General features: G+C 53.8%; 18 protein-coding genes and 1 pseudogene. 14 read left to right on the top strand and 5 right to left on the bottom strand.

What is annotated here, in order from left to right; all coding sequences use genetic code 11:
* Positions 1-49: 49 nt before the first annotated feature.
* Positions 50-829, top strand: a complete 780-nt coding sequence (locus GOW92_RS03995; RefSeq protein WP_170558209.1) for a class I SAM-dependent methyltransferase — start codon at positions 50-52, stop codon at positions 827-829.
* Positions 830-862: 33 nt separating this feature from the next.
* Here the strand turns inward: GOW92_RS03995 and GOW92_RS03990 are convergent, their stop codons facing one another.
* The 4 genes from GOW92_RS03990 to GOW92_RS03975 are packed head-to-tail and all read right to left on the bottom strand — an operon-like array spanning position 863 to position 6,594.
* Positions 863-2,242: an aminotransferase gene (locus GOW92_RS03990; RefSeq protein WP_170558207.1), complete on the bottom strand. Its 1,380-nt coding sequence runs from the start codon at positions 2,240-2,242 to the stop codon at positions 863-865.
* A 13-nt stretch (positions 2,243-2,255) separates the two neighbouring features.
* Positions 2,256-3,431, bottom strand: coding sequence for an aminomethyltransferase family protein (locus GOW92_RS03985; RefSeq protein ID WP_170558205.1), 1,176 nt, complete (start codon positions 3,429-3,431; stop codon positions 2,256-2,258).
* Positions 3,428-4,960: a phytoene desaturase family protein gene (locus tag GOW92_RS03980; RefSeq protein WP_170558203.1), complete on the bottom strand. Its 1,533-nt coding sequence runs from the start codon at positions 4,958-4,960 to the stop codon at positions 3,428-3,430. Before GOW92_RS03980 ends, GOW92_RS03985 begins: the two co-directional genes overlap by 4 nt.
* Positions 4,957-6,594 (bottom strand): phytoene desaturase family protein, encoded by a 1,638-nt coding sequence (locus GOW92_RS03975; protein WP_170558201.1) that lies wholly within the window; start codon positions 6,592-6,594, stop codon positions 4,957-4,959. The genes GOW92_RS03980 and GOW92_RS03975 overlap by 4 nt, the downstream gene beginning before the upstream one ends.
* A 139-nt stretch (positions 6,595-6,733) precedes the next feature.
* Here GOW92_RS03975 and GOW92_RS03970 point away from each other — a divergent pair, with 139 nt between their 5' ends.
* Positions 6,734-7,372 carry a TetR family transcriptional regulator C-terminal domain-containing protein gene (locus GOW92_RS03970; protein ID WP_170558199.1) on the top strand — a complete coding sequence of 213 codons (639 nt, stop codon included), beginning with the start codon at positions 6,734-6,736 and terminating at the stop codon, positions 7,370-7,372.
* A gap of 78 nt (positions 7,373-7,450) precedes the next feature.
* Positions 7,451-8,752, top strand: a complete 1,302-nt coding sequence (locus GOW92_RS03965; protein ID WP_254452886.1) for an MATE family efflux transporter — start codon at positions 7,451-7,453, stop codon at positions 8,750-8,752.
* 21 nt (positions 8,753-8,773) lie between these two features.
* Here GOW92_RS03965 and GOW92_RS03960 read toward each other — a convergent pair whose 3' ends face one another.
* Positions 8,774-10,066, bottom strand: coding sequence for an NAD(P)/FAD-dependent oxidoreductase (locus GOW92_RS03960; protein WP_170558195.1), 1,293 nt, complete (start codon positions 10,064-10,066; stop codon positions 8,774-8,776).
* Positions 10,067-10,144: 78 nt separating this feature from the next.
* Between GOW92_RS03960 and GOW92_RS03955 the strand changes: the two genes are divergently transcribed.
* The 11 genes and pseudogenes from GOW92_RS03955 to GOW92_RS03910 all read left to right on the top strand — a co-directional run bounded on the left by GOW92_RS03955 (position 10,145) and on the right by GOW92_RS03910 (position 20,406).
* On the top strand, positions 10,145-10,474 hold the full coding sequence (locus GOW92_RS03955; RefSeq protein WP_217356495.1) for a DUF6614 family protein: 330 nt from the start codon (positions 10,145-10,147) through the stop codon (positions 10,472-10,474).
* Positions 10,475-10,631: 157 nt separating this feature from the next.
* Complete coding sequence (locus GOW92_RS03950; RefSeq protein ID WP_170558191.1) at positions 10,632-11,315, top strand: TetR/AcrR family transcriptional regulator; 684 nt, start codon at positions 10,632-10,634, stop codon at positions 11,313-11,315.
* A gap of 75 nt (positions 11,316-11,390) precedes the next feature.
* Positions 11,391-13,445, top strand: coding sequence for an FAD-dependent oxidoreductase (locus GOW92_RS03945; protein WP_170558188.1), 2,055 nt, complete (start codon positions 11,391-11,393; stop codon positions 13,443-13,445).
* A 67-nt stretch (positions 13,446-13,512) separates the two neighbouring features.
* Positions 13,513-13,965 (top strand): GNAT family N-acetyltransferase, encoded by a 453-nt coding sequence (locus GOW92_RS03940; protein WP_170558186.1) that lies wholly within the window; start codon positions 13,513-13,515, stop codon positions 13,963-13,965.
* Between the two features lie 64 nt (positions 13,966-14,029).
* Positions 14,030-14,113 (top strand): annotated as a pseudogene (locus GOW92_RS25455) (IS6 family transposase); the annotation flags it as partial.
* Positions 14,114-14,753: 640 nt separating this feature from the next.
* A complete protein-coding gene (locus tag GOW92_RS03935; protein WP_170558184.1) occupies positions 14,754-16,100 on the top strand; it encodes a substrate-binding protein in 1,347 nt (448 codons plus the stop codon).
* Positions 16,101-16,213: 113 nt separating this feature from the next.
* Positions 16,214-17,245 (top strand): branched-chain amino acid ABC transporter permease, encoded by a 1,032-nt coding sequence (locus tag GOW92_RS03930; protein WP_170558182.1) that lies wholly within the window; start codon positions 16,214-16,216, stop codon positions 17,243-17,245.
* Positions 17,246-17,248: 3 nt separating this feature from the next.
* Positions 17,249-18,454 carry a branched-chain amino acid ABC transporter permease gene (locus GOW92_RS03925; RefSeq protein ID WP_170558180.1) on the top strand — a complete coding sequence of 402 codons (1,206 nt, stop codon included), beginning with the start codon at positions 17,249-17,251 and terminating at the stop codon, positions 18,452-18,454.
* Positions 18,455-18,464: 10 nt separating this feature from the next.
* A complete protein-coding gene (locus GOW92_RS03920) occupies positions 18,465-19,223 on the top strand; it encodes an ABC transporter ATP-binding protein (protein WP_170409175.1) in 759 nt (252 codons plus the stop codon).
* A 9-nt stretch (positions 19,224-19,232) separates the two neighbouring features.
* Entirely contained in the window at positions 19,233-19,988 is a 756-nt protein-coding gene (locus tag GOW92_RS03915) for an ABC transporter ATP-binding protein (RefSeq protein ID WP_170558178.1), read from the top strand.
* 109 nt (positions 19,989-20,097) lie between these two features.
* On the top strand, positions 20,098-20,406 hold the full coding sequence (locus GOW92_RS03910; protein ID WP_170558176.1) for a Dabb family protein: 309 nt from the start codon (positions 20,098-20,100) through the stop codon (positions 20,404-20,406).
* The last annotated feature ends 318 nt before the right edge of the window (positions 20,407-20,724 follow it).

Genomic DNA, 20,724 nt, shown 5'->3' with positions numbered 1-20,724 from the left:
AAAGGCTTCACTACAGTGATTGACTGACAATCAGATGCGGGGAAATCCTATGTCAGACGAAATCCTATATGACCGACAGGTGATCAGCTTTCTGGAGGAGCTTTGGGGGGAGGGGTTTCTTTCACCGGGAGGCCCTGAAGAAGTTGCTCGAGTTGTTGAAGGGATTGATCTGAAGGATAAGCGTATCCTCGATATCGGCTGTGGTTCTGGGGCTATCGCGGTGTTGATGGCAAGGGAGTTCGGCGTCGCTAGAGTGACGGGGATTGATGTAGAAGCCCCAGTCTGCGCGGCTGCAAAGGAGCGAGTTAGACAGGCGGATCTGGAAGGAAAGGTCGAAGTTATAGAGGTCACTCCAGGTCCAATGCCATTCGAAGACAGTACTTTTGATGTCGTGTTTTCGAAGGACTCGATCATCCATATCCCCGACAAAGTAACGATGGCCGCGGAAGCGTATCGCGTGCTTAAACCGGGTGGTCATTTCGCGGCTTCTGACTGGTTGACCAATCACGACGGGGAAATGTCACCCGAGATGGCGCACTACGTAAAGATGGAAGCCTTGGAGTTTCAGATGGCGTCGCCCTCTAAGTACCGCGCTGCCATGGAGTTGGCGGGTTTTGAAGACGTAGAGTTGGTCAATCGCAACCCTTGGTATGCTCAGGTATCCGCTGCGGAACTTGAGGAATTGACCGGACCAAACCGCGCCGACTGGGAAGCCCGGCACGGTGCGGAGTTTATCGAGCACCAGATCGAAATCTGGGACGCTATGCAGCCCGTGCTAAAAACCGGAGAGCATTGCCCACATCACATCCGTGGTCGGAAACCAGCCTGATCTAACTGCCTCCTTGTCTTAGCGCGTTGACTGTTATGCGTCGTAGTCCTTGCTGACCTGCGCCATACCAGCCTCCATGATGCCGAACATTTCGTCTATCTGCGAGGGAGATATGATCAGAGGGGGCGAGAACACCGCCATGTTTCCAAACGGACGCAATAGCAACCCCATCTCCTCGCACGCATCGTCCAGTTTTTGCCCAAACTTCACATGCGCTTCGTAGCTCTCGACGTTTAGTCCGGGACGACATTCTATGCACCCAAGGAGCCCGTCACCGCGCACATCCCCAACTATCGGAAACTTTTCTTTAATTTGATGTAGGCGGTCCTGGAAATGCGGTGTGACGCGTTGAACGTGTCCCAGAATGTCTTCGCGCTCCATGATTTCGATATTTTTGATTGCAGCGGCGCAACTCACCGGGTGCCCGGAGTATGTATAGCCGTTGTAGAAAACATCGTCGCCCGGTGCGTCTGAAATGCGTTTCATTACTGCGTCCGAGATTATGCAGGCGCCCAGCGGCAGATAGCCCGAGGTTAAACCTTTTGCGCAGGTAATAATATCAGGGACGATACCAAAGACGTCTTCTGAGGCGAACCAATGGCCCAACCTGCCAAAGCCGGTTACGACTTCATCCGAAATGTACAGAATGTCGTTTGCACGGCAGATTTCGAGCGTACGCTTATGATAGCCCAGAGGTGGAACGATCACGCCACCGGAACACAGGATCGGTTCGGCGATAAAGGCGGCAATACGGTCGGCGCCTACGTCAGCAATCAGGTTTTCAAGGTCGGCGACTTTAGCGTCGCACCAGGCATCAACACTCATGCCTTCCGGCCGGTGGTAGGGATTCACGTCGGGAAGGAAACGCACCAGATCCTGAGCTTTTTCAAAGCTTGTTTCGAAGCGCTCTTTCCCAGTGACAGTCGCGGCGAGAAAAGTGGATCCGTGGTAGCCTTTTTCCCGGCCGATCACGATCCTCTTCTCCGGCCGGCCAAGCCGTTTGTTCATGAAAAGCGCGGTCCGCAGCGCGGTGTCAACGGCCGTAGACCCACCGGTAGTGAAGTGCACGGTGTTCAGATCGCCCGGTGTGCGTTCTGCGATCATGCGCGCCAAAATAGCTGCGGGTTCAGTCGTAAACGACCAGGGCGACGCGTAAGGCATCTTCATAACCTGTTGGGAAATGGTATCAGCCATCTCTTGACGCCCGTATCCGATCTGTGTGCACCACATACCGCCTGGGCCATCAATATATCGCTTCCCGGCAGCATCCCAAAGGTAGATACCATCCGCTGTATTTACTCGCATGTATTCGTCGGACCCAAAGCCCTCGGTTCCGGCCCAAGGATGCAGGTGATGGTCGCGATCCCAAGCGACCAGATCGCCGTCGGCTGGTGTATTCCCTAGAGTATTCACGTCTGCTTCTCCTTTAGGTGTGGGCCGGTGGCGTGGCACGTGCGCGGGGCGGTGCGAAAAAGGCTTTGGTGACAGGTGTAAGGCGCGCCATCCTGGTGTCCCATTTGCCTTCTTGCAGAGTGTAAATTTCCGCCTTTAAGCCGGATGACCGGCCTGCATCCGGCATACGGACATGTGCCAACGCGATGTTGCGTTTGGCGGTGGGCGACCATATTCCGGACGTTATGTGCCCAACTTCTTTTTTGCGTCGGTTGTAGATCAATGACCCTTCTGAGGGTTTGAATCCTTCAACGTCGAAACGCATGAGCAGGCTTCTTGGAGTTTCTCGCTTGGACAGCAGCTCTCGCCGACCATTGAAATGACCTTTGTTGAAGTCGACTAGCCGGCCAAGACCAAGTTCGAAGGGGGTTTGTCCCCGATGCAATCGCTCGGTTGCATGAACTGGTTGAAAGTCCACGCCTGCGGTCAGAAACCCCGCTTCGATGCGGGCCAAATTTAAGGCTTCGTAGCCAATCGCGCGCAATCCCTGATGTGCGCCACCTGTCCAAATACGGTCCCAAAGCGCTTCTGCTTCGTCCCAGTCGCACCAGAGTTCATAGCCCAGATCACCGGTAAAACCCGTCCGCGAAATCATGAGATCATGGTCAACGTGAGCAAGATCGAATGGCTTCAGCTGGCTGACATCTAACCCGGCGGCCTCCAAAACTGCGTAGGAGGTCGGGCCCTGCAGCGAAAGTCCAGCGATACTGTGAGTTTCGTCGACGACTGAAACGTCAAAACCCCAAGCTGCGTCGAGTAGCCATGTCAGCATTTGTTCCTGACAGCAAAGGCGCCAATCGTTGTCGCCAAGGTGGAACAGGGTCCCGTCATCGATGACCATACCCTCTTCATCACACCAGATTGCGTACCCCACGCGACTAACGCCGATTTTTCGGATGTCCCGTGTCACTAGGCGATTGAGCATCGTAGTCGTATCCGGCCCGGTCAATCGGTACTTGTGCATTGGTGAGATGTCGAACAAGGATGCCTGATTGCGCAGCGCGAAGTACTCGAACTCGACACTGTCCAGCACGCCCGGGGCGGCATAACCCGCCCAATCGTACCAATTTTGCGCGCGATTTTGCTCTTCGAGTCTTTTGTGAAACGGCCCGGGGATCAAACCTAGTTTCGGATCGGTGAAGATGCTCATGCCTGTGCCTCCAGCGCTGCCAGCGCCGCATTGCGACCAGCGAGCCCCATGACATCACCGCCGGGGTGCGTTGCCGCACCACATTGGAACAGCCCCTTCGGCCCCATGGAATATCTGGCCATCCCGTTCGCGGGCCGAAGTGTCAGCAGTTGGTCCAATGACATTTCCGCATGGTGCCAGTGCCCCCCTGGTGCGCCGGTCGCGCTTTCGATTTGATCCGGAGTTATGACCTGTATGCCAGAGATTTGATCGCCCAAGCCGGGCAGGGCACGGCTAAGAGTTTCAACTGTGATTTGCGCAAGCTGTTCCTTGGCAGTCTCAGTCCAACTGCCTTCAATGTCAGATGGCGCATATTGCACTATGGTTGACAGCCAGTTTGCCCCATCGGCTGTCTGCCTTTTAAAGGCTTCAATCACCGGTGCTTTAGACATTTGACGATACTTAACTGGATTGAACGCAGCTTCGACGTACTCCACAGAAGGGGCATAGATCAGTCGTTCGTGGGCTAGTTCGCTAGGCAGGCCGGGCAGGGTGGCGTCGTCTTTTAACCGTAGGTTGACCTTAGCCGCTGTTCCACGAGCTCGAATAATTCGAACTCGCCGCATTGCTTCGATGTCAAAAGCAGAGGGTCCGGTCATTCGGCTTGTTGGTCTTGGAGCAAGGTTGCTGAGCACAATGGGTGCGGTCAAAGTTCGTCCATTGTTAGTTGCCACTCCGGAGACTGTGTCGTCGTGCAACACAATGCGAGACACCTCAGTTTCCGGCATCAGCACGCACCCCGCCTTTTGTGCTGCTTCAACCATCAAATCGGTCAGCGCGGACATCCCACCTGCTGGTTGTGTGATGTTACCTCCGTGGCCAAGCCGATAAATCAGATTGAACACCGTGCCCGGGGATCTTGGACCGGTGGCTGACCCCCAGATTGCATCAGCAGCAAGCATTCCAGCCACCGGTCCTTCCGGCAAGTCATCAATTACAATGTCGTGGACATTGGACAAAATGACCTGCAAGAAACGCCGCATCTCGGATTTTCCAAGCTTTTTCAATCCTATGCCCAGTTTTGCCAGGCGCAAAAGCTCATTCAGCCCACCCCGCGAAAGGATGGCTTTTTGACCGCCGGGTGGTGGGGCCTCGGCGAGTTGGCGCAAAAGGCCCCCATACGTAATCAACTGCTGTGTCAGATCGGTCCAGGCGTCGGATTCCGGGTGTTTTGCCCCCTCGCTCCAAAAGATGCCTTCGTTCTTGAAGACGATATGCCGCCCATCCTCAGACAAAGAAACCGTGGAGACAGGTTTGCCGGACAGGACAGGGTGTTGAGGATCTATGCCGATGTCACTCAAGACCCGTGGGCTCAGGTTATATAGCGAATGGGCCAGAGTCGGACCGCCATCCACGGAATAAGACGCCATGCCGCCGAACCTGCTGGATTTCTCAATGATACAGACATTCTTGCCGCGTCGACTAAGGAGTGTTCCGGCAACCAGACCGTTAACACCGCCGCCAATGACAATCGCATCAAATTGGCTCATGCGGCATACCCCTTCATTCGGCCATGCCGTGTTTCGTGCCTCAGGATTGCGCGGGCAGCGTTTGCACCAGGTGCTCCCATAACCCCTCCGCCCGGATGGGCGGATGAGCCGCACAAATAAAGCCCCTCGATGGGTAAATTGTACTGCGACCAACCCGGGACTGGCCGATTGAAGAAAAGCTGATCAAAAGTCAGTTCACCTTGGAAAATGTTGCCTTCTGTCAGACCGACCTCGCGTTCGATTTCCAATGGTGAACGCACTTCCATATGAACAATGCGCTCGCGAATGTCAGGGCACGCCGCAGACATCTGGTCGAGTACAGTTTCTGCCATCGCACTGCGCTGCTTTTCGCCCCAATTCTGGGCCGATCTAACGCCGTCGACTTCTAGAGCATAAGGCGCATATTGAACGAAAACCGTCATCATATGGGCACCTGTTGGCGCCATAGTCGGATCAATCTGGCTGGGGATGAGCATGTCGATATAAGGCTTTTCCGACCAGCGCCCGACTTTCCAATCATCATAGGCCTTTTCAAGTTCAAAGAGGCTTTGCGACACATGCAAATCACCCCTGAGGAAGCTGGTGTGCTCGGGTGCTGCAGGGAAATTTGGAAAGCGGTCAAGCGCGATGTTGAGTTTCGCCGAAGACCCGCGAATTTTGAAGTTTCGCACCGCCTTGGTGAAATCATCCGGCAACTCGGCCGCGTCAATATGGTGCAGAATTGTGCGCTTGATATCCATATTGGAGGCAACAACAGGGGCATAAAAAACCTTGCCGTCCTCGAGAGCAACGCCTTCAACGCGTCCATCTTTGCTGAGGATTTTCTCAATCCCCGAACCTGTGTGGATAGTACCGCCGTGATCCTTGAAAGAGGCTGCAATGGCATTCGAAATTGCACCCATCCCCCCACGTGCGAAACCCCATGCTCCGATGCCGCCGTCAATGTCACCCATGTAGTGGTGCAGCAGCACATATGCCGTGCCGGGTGAGTACACCCCAAGTCCGGTACCGATAATGCCGGAGCCAGCCAAATGGGCCTTGATCAGGTCGTTTTCGAAATGCTCATCCAGAACGTCACCAATGGACATTGTCCAGAATTTCAGTGTTTCGCCGAGCTCCCGACTGCCCAGCCCGTGTGCTTTTTTTACGAGATAAGCCAGTTCGCCGAGATCTCGTGGGTGAAGAGACGCAGGGTCCGGTGCATCTCGAAGCAGAAATGGACGGATAAAACGGCATTGCCGCATGATGGCTTGCGAGTAACAGCGATAGGCGTCGGCATCTTTTGCAGAATGTCGCGCCATCTCGCGTTTAAGGGCGTTGTGATCGGAATAATAGGCGAAGTAATCCCCATCGCGCGTAAAGCTCGCGCCACCTTCATACGGAATAACCTGAAGTCCGTATTTCGGTAACTCAAGGTCCCGGGCAATCTCGCGTCGCAGAAGAGAGCAAACGTACGAGCAATTCGAGTACGTCCAACCATCGTGCAGCGAGCGGCTGACTGCAGCGCCTCCAATCCAGTCGTTCTTTTCGACCACCAAAACACGCATGCCGGCACGTGCCAAATAGGCGGCGGCAGTCAATCCGTTGTGACCAGCACCGGCCACAATAACATCGTATCTGTTCTCAACCGTCAAATTTTTCCATCCCTTTCTCTCTCGTTTACAGATCAGGTTCGGGTTCGTAAAGTTTATTTGAGCGCTCAAATAAATTTCAAGCTATTGACGCATCTTTTTTGCGCGCTGTAGATGGCTGTATTCGTAGAAGGAGCGGCAATTGGTCGAAGCAGATCGTAAACGTCCCCGAAAAGAGCGGAAGGAGAACGCAGATCGTCGTCGCCGACAGCTGCTGGACGCGGCTTGCCGCTCTATATTGGCTCATGGATTGGCAAAAACGACGCTCGCAACGGTCGCGTCTGAAGCTGAGCTTTCTCAGGGTGTTGCGGCGTTTTACTTCAAGTCAAAGCTTGGTCTTCTGACCGAAGCTTTGCGCGACCTTTACCAGCGCTACGAAGATCACTGGACAGCTTCTTTAGAGCGAGCAGGGGATAAGCCCGCCGAAAAAATAAGGGCTCTGATAAAAGCTGATTTCCATCCTGATGCATGTGGTTCGGATGTCTTACCCCTTTGGTATGCGTTTTGGGGCGAGCTTCGCTTTCAACTGCAGTACGATGAAGTTGCCGAGCATTTCGAAACACGTCGGAGAGAGACCTTGCGTGTAATCTGGAACGAATTGCTGCCCGACGATGAGGTTACTTCACCAGATCAAATGGCTGAATGGATGGAGACATTGACGGATGGCTATTGGCAGCGATTGCATCTTGCTCCTCAAGGCCTGAGCCGAAAGCAGGCGGAACAGGCTGCCTGGGGTTGCCTTGTTCGCCTGGTCCCGGAATTACTTGGGGATACGGCTTAGTCAATTACGACTGAAAGGCCCAACAATATGACGCATGTGCGGTTATCGCAGCAGCCTCGGCCATCTTGGAGCGCGATCTTGAAAGAGGCGCGTTACCTTGCGCGGCTTGCTCTTCCGATAGTTATCTCTCTTGCTGCAGCTGCTTTGATTGGCGTCGTGGACACCGTGATGGTGGCTCCATTGGGAACACTTCCTCTGGCGGCGGTCTCAATCACTGCCTCGGTGCTGATCATCTTTTATTCAGCGCTCTACGGCTTTGTTTCCGCAATTGGTGTGCGGATGGCTGAAGCCTTTGGAAAATCGAGTGAACGAGGGCTTGCATCGGCCACTAGCGCTGGGCTTAGCGTTTCGCTTGTCGTTGGTGTCGTTGGGGCTGCTGTAATGATCTGCCTCAAACCTGCCCTTTCCTGGATTGGGCAGCCGCCCGAAGTGGTCGGTCTGATTGGCGGCTACTGGATCGCGATGAGCCTCCTTTTGGTACCCTTCACGATTTTCTATGCTTTGAAAGCCCTGTTTGACGCCATGAATCGCCCGTGGATTGGGGTTGGCCTCGCGTTCCTTGCGGTCGGTTTCAATATCCCTTCGAACTATGTTTTGATCCACGGGGTTGCTGGTTGGCCGGGTCTGGGTCTTGTCGGTGCCGGGATCGCTAGCCTGTTGTCCCAGATGGTACCGTTAATTGTGGCATTCTTGATTTTGCGCGCGTGGAGAAAGAAGCAGGGTTTCCTAAAGGCCGCAGGTTTTGATTGGTCCGAGGTTAAGGCGCAGATCAAAGAAGGGTTCATTATTTCCGTTGGTTACCTGGGGGAGGGGGCCGCATACGCTGTCGCCGGCCTTATGCTGGGATGGTTCAGCGCCGCCGCGCTTGCCGCGCATCAAATCGTTTCCGCGGTCAGCGACGTCATTTACATGGTGCCCTTGGGTGTTTCGATTGCGATTTCGATACGTGTAGCTCAGGCAATTGGTGCGGATGAAACAGAACGGCTCAAGCCGATTGTGTTGGCGTCGCTATTGGTTGTTGTTGGTTGGATGGCCGTTGTCGTTACTGGTATTTTGATAGGCCGCGCTCCTTTGGCCAATGGCCTTTCAGATGATCCAAGAGTTGTTTCTCTCGCGATATCGATGTTCCTTGTTATTGCTGCAATGCAGATTGCAGATGGCGTGCAGGGGACAATGCTGGGCGCTTTTCGGGGCATGATGGACAATCACGTTCCTGTTGCCATTACCCTGATTGCGTATTGGGTCTTTGCTTTGCCGCTTGGATATGCGCTGGGCTTTTGGCTTGGGTTCGGTCCCAACGGCGTTTGGATCGGATACGGCTCAGGTCTCTCTTTGGCGGCTATCGCGTTGACCTATCGCTTCTTCTCCAAAAAACGCTAGTCGGGGTTGCTTGCGCGCTCACTAAAGACCCAGCTTGTCCAAGAGTTTAAGGCGTAGGATTTCTGCTTCGACAAGAGTTTCTTTCGCGAACGAGAAGGGCAGTGGTTTGAGGGGGGTAACCGGAAATTCCAGCTCGTCCGCTTTGGTTCCTGTCGCCCATTTGGCGAGGACGCGCCCCATTGCCGTTGCGATGGCAACGCCGCGCCCATTGTATCCCAAACCTGTCATGATCCCCGGAGTGAGCTCGTGTAGGTGTGGATAGTGATCTCTCGTCAATGCAACAAAGCCGCCCCATTCGAATTCCCACTGAACTCCGGACAATTGTGGATAAAGTTCGACAGAGATGCGCTTCAAACGTTCGATTTGTTTGAGAGTGGAGTTGTCGTTGTAGGTACCGCGACCGCCCATTAGAAAGCGACCCTCCGCGTCTTGCCTGAAGTACAGAAGCAGGCGTCGTGCATCTGACAAAGCGTTGCTTTCTGGCAGAATTGACTGGCGGACATTGTTGGACAGGGGCGAAGTAGCAACCTGAACTGAGCGAACGGGCAAAACTGACTGAGACAACCGCGGATGCAGATCTCCGGAATAGGCGTTCGTGCAAATCAACACCTTCTCTGAGATGACAGCTCCTTTGGGAGTTTCAATCCGAAAACGCCCGGCCCCTGAAGTAATCTGGTTGGCGGGCGTATCGCCGAAGATTTCTACACCGTTGCGGCGACCTGCTTCGGCCAGCCCAAGCGCATAATTCAATGGGTGCAAAACACCGCCGCGACGATCCAGAACGCCGCCGAGGTAAGCTTCGGTCCCTGTCAGACGCTGCATTTCGCTTTGATCAAGCTGTTTCATGCCCCCGCCGTGGTTGTCCCAATCCTCGGCGAGCTTGTGTAATTCACTGAGTGTTTTGTGAGTATGCGCTGCGCGCAGCCAGCCTGGACGTTTTGCGTCGCACTCAATGCCGTGCCGAGCGACTAAGTCGAACACAAGATCGGCAGCTTCACCTGCCATTCGGATCATTCTGTTTCCCCAGAGATCACCAAATTTGGCTTTGATGCCCGTCGGTCCGTCCTTGAGACCCACATTGATCTGACCGCCATTGCGTCCGGAAGCTCCCCAACCAGGGTGCTGGGCATCGATAACAACAACTTTGACGCCTTGCTCGACCAGATGAAGTGCCGCCGAAAGTCCGGTGAAACCGGCGCCAATCACGGCTACGTCGGATTGCCGTTCGCCAACGAGCTGCGGGTATTCTGCTGAATAGCTAGCGGTTGCGGACCACAGGCTATTTGCGATGACTGGGTTTTCGTTGCGGATCATCTAACGGCCTCGCGCTTGCCTTGCGTGGGGAATTGCATAGGTTTGGCTCGTGATACTTTGCCGGGCAGTATGTGAAGAATGCCAAGACTTTTGAACCAATTCGAATTGAAACCAACTGTTGAGCTCGACGCGTTCAAGCAGGCGTGGAACGCGTTTGTCGACCACTTGGTCAAGACAGATCTGGCCACGAAAGGAGCGCCATTGTGTAAACGCATCCCCGCAAGTGGTTATGATACCGACGAGCAGCGAGATCATACGCTTATGGCTGTTATCGAATTCAAGGATCAATTGCAGGCCGACGCGGCTTGGGCGGCGATTGAAGATCGCATTGAGCCTCTGGGAGCTTTGCATCGCAAGGTTATATCTTTGGTGCATGAGCCAGTTTTCACTTTTTGGTCGGAACTCTAGAATGACGATCGCGAACGCCCGGTTTGTTTTCACATCTTTTTTCTTCACCATTGAATGAGCATTCAATCAATGACATATATCCCTTAGATGTCAAATGCGCTCTCGTTGGGGAAGTTTGGCCGTGGAGGTCGGCAAAACCGATGGAGCGCTCTAACAGATGGGATGCATTCGGGTGAGACAATCGCCAAGCGAAAAAACAAACCCTGAGGGGCGTCCGCGTACCGAGTCCAAGGAAGTGAGGCGTCAACAACTCATCGATGCGACAATCGACTCGATTGCTCAGAATGGAATTGGTGGAACGACCATGTCCACCGTGACCGAGATTGCCGGTTTGTCGCTGGGCATCGTCAACTTCCACTTTAAAAGCAAACAGAACTTGCTGGAAGAAACGTTGCTGTTTCTTGCAAAGGAGCATCATGAACAGTGGTTGGAAGCTTTTGAAAATGCAGGGCTGTCAGCGCCAGAGAAACTTTTGGCTATTGTCGACGCGCACTTCCACCCGCAGATTTGTACTCCAAAGAAGCTAGCCGTTTGGTTTGCGTTTTTTGGAGAGGCAGGGCGGCGTAAAGTCTACCGCAGCCTGATCAATGATATCGATCAGGAGCGGTACAACATTGCGCTACGACTATGTTCAGAGATTGCCGAGGACGGTGGATACACGGACATGCCGCCAAGGCAAGTCGCCAATATCCTCGAAGCACTTTACGACGGAATCTGGTTGGAGCTTTTGACCTATCCAGAAAACTTTCGACGTATCGAAGCGCGGGATCACATCACCGGCTTCCTTTCCAAAGTCTATCCGGGTCACTTTCGAATGCCTGGATTTAACAACGGTGATTGAAACAGAGCAGCTTTCAGACCGGACATTCCAGACAAAATCAGCCAGCGCATGGCGCAGCTAGCTAAGGGAATAAATATGGGCAGGGACTCTCGCTACGACATCCTTTTCGAACCAGTCCAAATCGGGCCAGTTACTGCGCCAAACCGGTTCTATCAGGTGCCGCACTGTACAGGAATGGGGTGGCAATACCCGCGTACTCTTGCTGCTATGCGTAAAGTAAAGGCGCAAGGGGGGTGGGGCGTCATATGCACGGAATACAACTCGATCCACCCATCATCTGACGACCTTCCGCATCCTTATGCTTCGCTTTGGGATGACAGTGATGTTCGGGCGCACACACTTATGACCGATGCAGTACACGAATACGGTAGCCTAGCGGGTGCTGAGCTTTGGTACGGAGGCGCCAACTCGAACAACTTGTTTTCCCGGCTTCCGAGCATGGACGTCGACAGCCGTCCCAATACGAAAGGGCACCCTTTTCAGACCCGCGCAATGGACAAGCAGGACATCCGGGATCTACGCCGCTGGCATCGAAAGGCCGCTTTGAGGGCACGAGATGCGGGATTTGACGTTGTCTATGTTTATGCAACGCACGGGTACCTGATCTCGAATTTTCTGCATCCGCGCGTGAACACGCGCAGTGATGAATATGGTGGCAGTTTAGAAAACAGGGTGCGCCTGACCCGTGAGTTGATTCAAGAAACCAAAGACGCCGTTGGGGATCGGTGCGCCGTGGCGGTCCGTTTCTCGGCAGACGAAGAGATCGGCGAGGATGGCCAGCCAATCTATGGTGAGCGAAGAGATATGTTTGAGATGCTCTCTGATTTACCAGATTTGTGGGATATCAACATCGCAGACTACTCGGTTGAGATGGGTGTCTCCCGTTTTACAAAAGAAGCTGCTCTTGAACCCTATATGCATTGGGTCAAGTCCGTGACGGATAAGCCTGTGGTAACCGTTGGTCGATTTACGTCACCGGATACAATGGTCTCACAAGTCAGGCGGGGGGTAACTGATTTCATAGGTGCAGCGCGCCCGTCGATTGCTGATCCTTACCTTCCAAAAAAGATCGAGGAAGGACGCTTGTCTACGATCCGCGAGTGTATCGGATGCAATGTCTGTTACGCCAGCGACTCGATCGGTGTACCTATTCGATGCACTCAGAACCCAACAATGGGGGAGGAGTGGCGCAAAGGTTGGCACCCTGAAATCATCCGAACGAAATCTTCAGACGCGCGCGTTCTGATCGTCGGAGCCGGGGCCGCCGGACTGGAAGCTGCACGGGCGCTTGGTTTGCGTGGGTATGACGTCCTATTGGCGGAAGCTTCTCGTGAGTTGGGTGGCAGGGTCTCGCGCGAAGCAGCTTTGCCTGGCATGAGCGAGTACATTCGCGTCAAAGACTATCGCGAACAGCAATTGATTGAGATGCCCAACGTTGAAATCTACCGTGAAAGTCCGCTGACAGTTGACGATATCTTGGCCGTTGAGGCTGATCACGTAGCGATTGCGACCGGCGCGACTTGGCGAAAGGAGTATTTTGACGAAGAACGTTTCGTCCCGATCGCAGAAGGAGCCGTCCTAAGTCGCGTTTTTACCCCCGATGACATCATGGATGGAAAGCTTCCCGATGGACCGACGCTCGTTTTCGATGGGGATGGCTATTACATGGCCAGCGTCATTGCTGAGAAGATACGAGCGCAGGGACATGGTGTAACGCTGGTCACACCGTCTGACAGTGTTTCTGATTGGGCGGGAAAAACCTCCGAACGTTGGCGAATCCGAACGCATTTGCTTCGCTTAGGGGTCGAGACCCTGCCGTCAAAGTCGATTAAACAGTTTGATGGCGAAATCGCGGAGTTAGAGTGTACCTATGGCGGGCCAAGTGTGACCGTACCCGTTGCCAACATTGTTATGGTTACTGCTCGTAAACCAAATGATTGCCTTTACAGAAGGTTGCTCGGCCGGGTCAGTTCTGAGGATTTGCAGTTCAGCCTTCGTCGCATAGGAGATTGTGATGCTCCGGCGATTATAGCAGCAGCGGTTTATGCAGGTCATCGATACGCCCAGGAATTGGGCGAAGCCGTGGATGAGGACATACCACTTAATCATGATCGAGTAGACGTCGGGTAGCAGCCCATTTGACCGAACTGCGCGATCTCAGTTGTAAGCAATCAAAGAAACGCTGGAGGAATCTTTCATGCCGGAAGGCTTAGTTATCCGCCCCCTCGAATTGAAAGATCACGAAGAGTGGCGCCGCTTATGGACGGCATATTTGGACTTCTACGAGACCTCTGTCTCAGAAGAAGTCTATGAGGTTTCGTTCAACAGGTTGTTGTCAACGGATGCAGGTGAATACAATTGTCTCATAGCTGAGTTAGAAGGGAAACCGGTCGGATTGGCGCACTACCTCTACCATAGGTTCATGTGGTCGGTTGAGGATACGTGTTATCTTATGGATCTTTTCGCTGATCCGCAGGTTAGAGGAAAAGGTGTTGGACGAGCTCTGATCGAATCTGTTTTTCAGATCGCCAAGCAGGACGGTGTTCCAACCACCTACTGGACAACTCAAGAATTTAACTACCCAGGGCGAGTTCTGTACGACAAAGTGGCTAAAAGAACGCCCTTTATTGTTTATGAAAAAGATGAATGATCGGCTGCGTCTTTTCAGAAATATTCATCGTGAGGCGGGCAGGGGGCATTCGTAGCCTCGGTCTTTAACTAAATCATCGTCCTTCAGGTGCTTTAACACCAGTCCCGAGATCATTCGTCTGGCCGTGATGCATTTTGTTTGGTTCCCACACAGGATAGCTATTCTCGCCTAGCTAAGACGTGTCATAATCTGTCAGTCAGCACCGCCACTCACGCCTGTCTCATTTGATATCCTGCTTTAGAATTATTTGGTAATTCTCTTGGCTTTAAACGCTGGTTCCATACAGATTCCTGCCGGTAACTTCGTCGTTGGTTCGGTCTTTAGACCGTATTTTGGTGGGGTTGCTTTAGACAGCAATCACCTGATCTTCGGCGCTAAAATGAACTTGGAAAATGGGCTGAGGCGGTGATTTCGTTCACAGGTGCTTCATACGATATTTTTGGTTGCCGGGGTCAGTTGGAGTCAGTGCGTCAAGTCGGAGGTCTCATTGTGAGTTGCGGCTATAGTTGAGCGTCAAAAGACACGTGGGGCAGGTGGGACTGAGGTCTATGTTCGCTGCTGAGAAGGTTCACACCTAACTACATGAAACTATTCATGGTACGTAGGGGATTTCTTGGATATTTACAAAAACTCCTATTTTCCGTGAATAAATTTACAAAATCTTGTTTCAAAACTGGTAATTTATTGAGAAATTTTCAGTCCGATTTCCATTATTGGAGTGCACAAAAGTGCGTTTTCGTCTGCTGGAAGAGGAGCCATAGGACGAAAAATGGAAACGGGAGGAATACATGACTAACAAAAATGTCACGCGCCGCGGCGTGCTAAAGTCTGGTGCCGTTGCAGGTTCCGGGCTGGCCCTGCCTACGATCTTTACGGCCTCATCCGCCGCTGCCTTTACCAATGAGCCGACCGGGTCATCCGTGACCCTGGGCTTCAATGTTCCGCAAACCGGACCTTATGCGGAAGAAGGCAATGACGAACTGCTGGCGCAGCAGCTGGCGGTCGAACATTTGAACGGCGAAGGCGACGGAGGTTGCCTGAACACATTTTCGTCGAAAGCGCTGAAAGGGAACGGTATCCTCGGCAAGAAGGTCGAGTTCGTAACAGGCGATACACAGACCAAATCTGACGCGGCACGCGCATCGGCCAAGTCGATGATCGAAAAAGACGGTGCGGTCATGATCAACGGCGGTTCGTCTTCGGGCGTGGCCGTCGCGGTTCAGGGCCTGTGCCAAGAGGCGGGCGTTATCTTCATGGCCGGTCTGACCCATGCCAACGACACTACGGGTAAGGACAAGAAGGCCAACGGGTTCCGCCACTTCTTTAACGCCTACATGTCTGGTGCTGCATTGGCGCCGGTTCTGGCGGCCGAGATGGGCAAGGAACGTCGCGCCTATCACCTGACGGCCGACTACAACTGGGGCTGGACCCAGGAAGAGTCGATCGTAGCCTCGACTGAAGCCTTGGGATGGGAAACGGTCAACACCGTTAAGACACCGCTCGCGTCGACGGACTTCTCGTCTTACATCGCGCCGGTTCTGAACTCGGGTGCGGACGTTCTGGTTCTGAACCACTATGGCGGCAACATGGTGAACTCGCTAACCAACGCGATCCAGTTCGGGCTGCTCGACAAGGTTGCCAACGGCAAGGACTTCAAGATCGTTGTGCCGCTGTATTCCGAGCTGATGGCCGCCGGTGCTGGCGAGAACATCAAAGGTGTGCTGGGTTCGATGAACTGGAACTGGCAGCTGCAGGATGAGGGCACCAAAGCCTTCGTTAAGTCCTTTGGCGAAAAGTACGGCAAGCCACCGTCCAACTCAGCTCAGACATGCTATGCGCAAGTTCTGCTTTACGCTGATGCGGTCGAGCGTGCAGGCACCTTTAACCCCTGTGGAGTCGTCGAAGCTCTGGAAGACTTTGAGTTTGATGGCTTGGGCAACGGTCCAACATGGTATCGTGGTGCCGATCACCAGTGCTTTAAGGACGTGCTGGTTGTGCGGGGCAACGAGAACCCGACCAACGCCTATGACACGCTTGAAATCGTCGAGATCACGCCGCGTGCGCAGGTCGAGTACGATCCGGAGCACCCGATGTTCGCCGGTGGCGAACTGGGTAAGTGCAACCCGGGCGCGTAAGCCATTTGGCTAATGTCTGACCGCCATTCTCGGCGGTCGGACACCTTTTGGCCGCGCCTGTTGGCCCGGTCCTGACCACTCAATCCACACTGACCAACCCTGAGGTGGGCCCAATGGACGCCATCCTACTGCAAATACTAAACGGTCTGGACAAAGGCTCGGCTTATGCGCTGATCGCGCTGGGGCTGACGCTGATTTTCGGAACGCTCGGCGTCGTGAACTTTGCCCACGGGGCCCTGTTCATGATCGGCGCGTTCTGCGCCGTTACTTTGCAAAAACTGCTTAATCTGAGTTTCGAGACGCTGGATGAAACCCAAAAGGACTTTCTGGGCAATCCGCTGAAGGTCGAAACCCCATATGTCGAATATTGGTTCGGCCCGGAAGTCGGCGCAACGATTATCGACTGGTCCGTCCCGCTGGCCATCTTGTTTGCGATCCCAGTGATGCTGGTGGTCGGTTACGTGATGGAGCGCGGGTTGATCAAACATTTCTATAAGCGTCCGCATGCAGACCAGATCCTTGTGACCTTTGGTCTTGCGATCGTTCTGCAGGAAATCGTCAAGTATTTCTTCGGTGCCAACCCGATCCAGACCCCGCCGCCCGATGCGCTCAGCGGGTCTGTCGATCTGGGCACAATGGTTGGTTTTGATCCCAATGCAATCATCTATCCGATCTGGCGCCTGGTCTATTTTGGGTTCGCCGTTGGCATTATCGGGGCCGTGTTCTCGTTCCTGCAGTTCACCACTTTCGGGATGGTTGTCCGCGCTGGGATGGCGGACCGGGAAACCGTAGGCCTTCTGGGTATTAACATCGACCGCCGATTTACCATCATGTTCGGCATAGCCGCCGCTGTCGCTGGTCTTGCCGGGGTGATGTACGGGCCGTTGAACCCGCCCAACTATCACATGGGCATGGACTTTCTGGTCCTGAGCTTCGTTGTGGTTGTTGTAGGCGGCATGGGGTCGTTGCCAGGGGCCGTTTTAGCCGGGTTCCTTCTAGGGATACTCGAAAGCTTTGCGTCGACCACCTGGGCCACGACCACGATACCGGGCATCAACCAAATCATCATCTACCTTGTCGCCATCATCGTGCTGCTGACGCGTCCGCGCGGGCTGATGGGGCGCAAAGGCGTGATGGAGGAATAATCAATGTTGGGACTGAATAAAAAAGACACCAGCCTGCTGATCGTTGTCGCGCTTTTGACCCTGTTTGCGCCCTTCATCCTGAACCCGTTCCCTGAAGGCAGCGCCATGGCGCAGTTCAACGCGGGCTATCCGGACCTGATGCAGCGGTTCGTGATTTTTGGCATCTTCGCCATTGGGTTCAACATTCTGTTTGGCCTCACCGGGTACTTGTCCTTCGGTCACGCGGCCTTTCTTGGAGTGGGGTCATACTCGGCTGTTTGGATGTTCAAACTGCTCAGCTACAATGTCATTCCAGCCATCGCGTTAAGTGTTGTCGTCGCTGGATTGTTTTCGCTCCTAATCGGATTTGTCAGCCTGCGACGCTCGGGGATCTATTTCTCGATCCTGACGCTGGCATTCGCGCAGATGAGCTTTGCGCTGGCCTATTCGGTGCTCTCGAACCCCAAGTTCAACCTGACCAATGGCGAAACCGGTCTGCAGGTTTATGCGGACGACCCGCAAATCCTGCAGGGGGCGAACTCACCAGATTTGCCGCATCTGTTTGGTTTGCCCATGCGGGCTACATACACGATGGATGTGGGCGCATGGAGTTTCGACTTTAATGCAGGTTACTACCTGTGTGCGGTTATCATGATGGTGGTGTTCTACCTTGCCATCCGCATCTTCCGTTCGCCGTTTGGCATGATGCTGCGCGCGGTGAAGTCGAACCAACAACGGATGAACTACACGGGCCTGAACTCAAAGCCGTATACGTTGGCTGCCTTTGTTATCTCTGGCATGTATGCCGGTTTGGCCGGTGGTTTGATGGCCGCGATGGACCCGCTGGCAGGTGCCGAACGGATGCAATGGACCGCTTCGGGTGAGGTCGTCTTGATGACCATCCTCGGTGGCACGGGCACGCTGATCGGACCCGTTCTGGGCGCAGGTTTCATCAAGTATTTCGAGAACATCTTCTCGAAGATCAACGACAACGTCCTGCACAGCTGGTTCGCTTTCCTGCCCGACGGGATGGAAGACGCCGTGGTGTTCCTGATCCACCCATTTATCGGCAAAGGCTGGCACCTGACGTTGGGCATCCTGTTCATGCTCGTCGTCATCTATCTGCCGGGCGGTCTGGTCGAGGGGGGGCAACGTTTGCTCAAGCGCCTCAAGCGCAAGAAAACAGATGCCGACGATGCGCCGTCAGGCAAAACAGAACCGGCTGAGTGAGGGGCGAGCAATGGCAATTCTAAGAGTCAAAGACGTCAGCAAACGCTTCGGTGGCCTGAAGGCGCTGACAGATGTGAACCTTAACGTTGAAGAGAACTCGGTTCACGCCATTATCGGTCCCAATGGTGCGGGGAAGTCGACGCTGTTGAACTGTTTGGTGGGCAAGCTGATGCCGGATACAGGGTCAGTTTTGTTCAACAATAACTCGGTTCTGGGGCTGGAGCCGTTCCAGATCAACCAGATGGGCATCAGCCGCGTGTTCCAGACGCCCGAGATTTTTGGTGAGCTGACGGTGATGGAGAACATGCTGATCCCGATCTTCGCGATGCGGGATGGCGCGTTTCGGATGCACGCCTATGAGACCATCGCCAATGAACGTGAGGTGGTAGAACAAGCAGAAGCCATGTTGGAAGAGATGAACATGGCTGACAAGCGCGAGATGAATGCGGCCTCACTGTCCCGCGGTGACAAGCGGCGACTTGAGATCGGCATGTGCCTCAGCCAGAACCCGCGCTTGTTGTTGCTGGATGAACCGACGGCAGGCATGGCGCGGGCTGATACCAACAACACGATCGACTTGCTCAAACAGATCAAAGATGAGCGCGACATTACCATCGCCATTATCGAGCATGATATGCACGTCGTCTTCAGCCTGGCCGAACGGATCACCGTATTGGCGCAGGGGACACCATTGGTCGAAGACACTCCGGAAAATATCCGCGGTAATCCCAAGGTCCGCGAGGCCTATTTGGGCGAGACTGCTGCGTAAGGAAAAGCTATGAACGAAAAACCTGACTTTTCGAAAAACGCCAATATGGCCAGCACCGCGCCTGCGTTCCTTTCTGTATGGGACATGCACTCGTATTACGGCGAAAGCTACATCGTGCAGGGCGTCAGCTTTAACGTGCATGAAGGCGAGATTCTGGCCCTGCTTGGACGGAATGGCGCTGGCAAAACCTCGACACTTCGTTCTATTGCCAGAGTCGGCGATCCCGAAGTAAGGCATGGTGAAATCTGGCTGGATCACAAGCCGCTGCACAATATGACAAGTTACGAAGCGGCATCTGTCGGACTTGGCCTGGTACCGGAAGACAGACGCATAATCCCAGGCTTGACCGTCGAGGAAAACCTACAGCTTGCCCAGATTGCCCCGCCTGTCGGATGGTCTCTGGAGCGGCTGTATGAGTTGTTCCCGCGCCTAGGCGAACGCAGAAAGCAAGAGGGGATTACCTTGTCGGGTGGCGAACAACAGATGCTGTCAATCGCCAGAGCGCTTGCCCGTGACATCAAAGTATTGCTTTTGGATGAGCCATACGAAGGTCTTGCCCCGGTAATTGTCGACGAGATTGAAAAGACACTGGTTCACGTCAAGCAACAGGGCATGACCACGATTATCGTTGAACAAAACGCTGTCCGCGCTTTGGAGTTGGCCGATCGTGCGATCATTTTGGACACCGGCACTATCGTGTTTGATGGGACAGCAAACGAGGTGCTTCAAGACACCGGCCTTCGCGAGGAGTATTTGGCGATCTAAACCGGGCTTCGAGATTTAGGTGAAGTTTGATTGCAATCGCATCAGAATTGCCGATGGTCGGGGTTTTCAAACTCATGCGCTCATTCAATTGTGATTACGGTGCCAGAGCATGATCCGCCATATCGTGCTGACCAAATTTCGTTCCGACGTAACCGAAGAGAACATCGCCAAGATTCACAATGGTCTTTCTGACCTGACCGACGCTCTGCCGGGTGCAAGCGGGTTTACAGGTGGTCGCAGCGAAAGCCCTGAGCAGATCGAATGCGGTTACATGCATGGGTTTGTGGGTGATTTCGATGATTGGGCCGCGCTGCACACCTATCAAAACGACAAGACACACAAAGCGCTGGGCGCGCAGTTGGTCAAACATGCTGTAGGTGGCATAGACGGAATTCTAGTTCTGGACTTCGAGGTTTGAGATCGCTGAAGCGGATTCAGCCAAACCGCAAATCTGAAGTCTGCGAAAACGGCCGTGATCAGAGTGGTCACAAACGGCATGACGAGCCCTTTTTTACCGAATCTGCGACGTCGTGGCAGATCGCGTTGGGGCAGGTTACGGGAGCTACAACCACGCATTCTTAGCCTGCGAAAGACGCCGAAATTGCACTTCGAACACCGGATTACTTGTCTTCCAGTGGTCAATTTTTTATACTGACTCATAGATTTTTTTGAATTTTTTAGTGTTCACGAGTGTATTTGGTTTGCCCGTGTTGCAACAGCATAGAGCATGTTCCGG

Origin of the sequence: Ruegeria atlantica, from assembly GCF_013032505.1 — a bacterium.
Taxonomy (GTDB): Bacteria; Pseudomonadota; Alphaproteobacteria; order Rhodobacterales; family Rhodobacteraceae; genus Ruegeria; species Ruegeria atlantica_F.
This window is presented reverse-complemented; position numbering and strand designations above follow the sequence as displayed.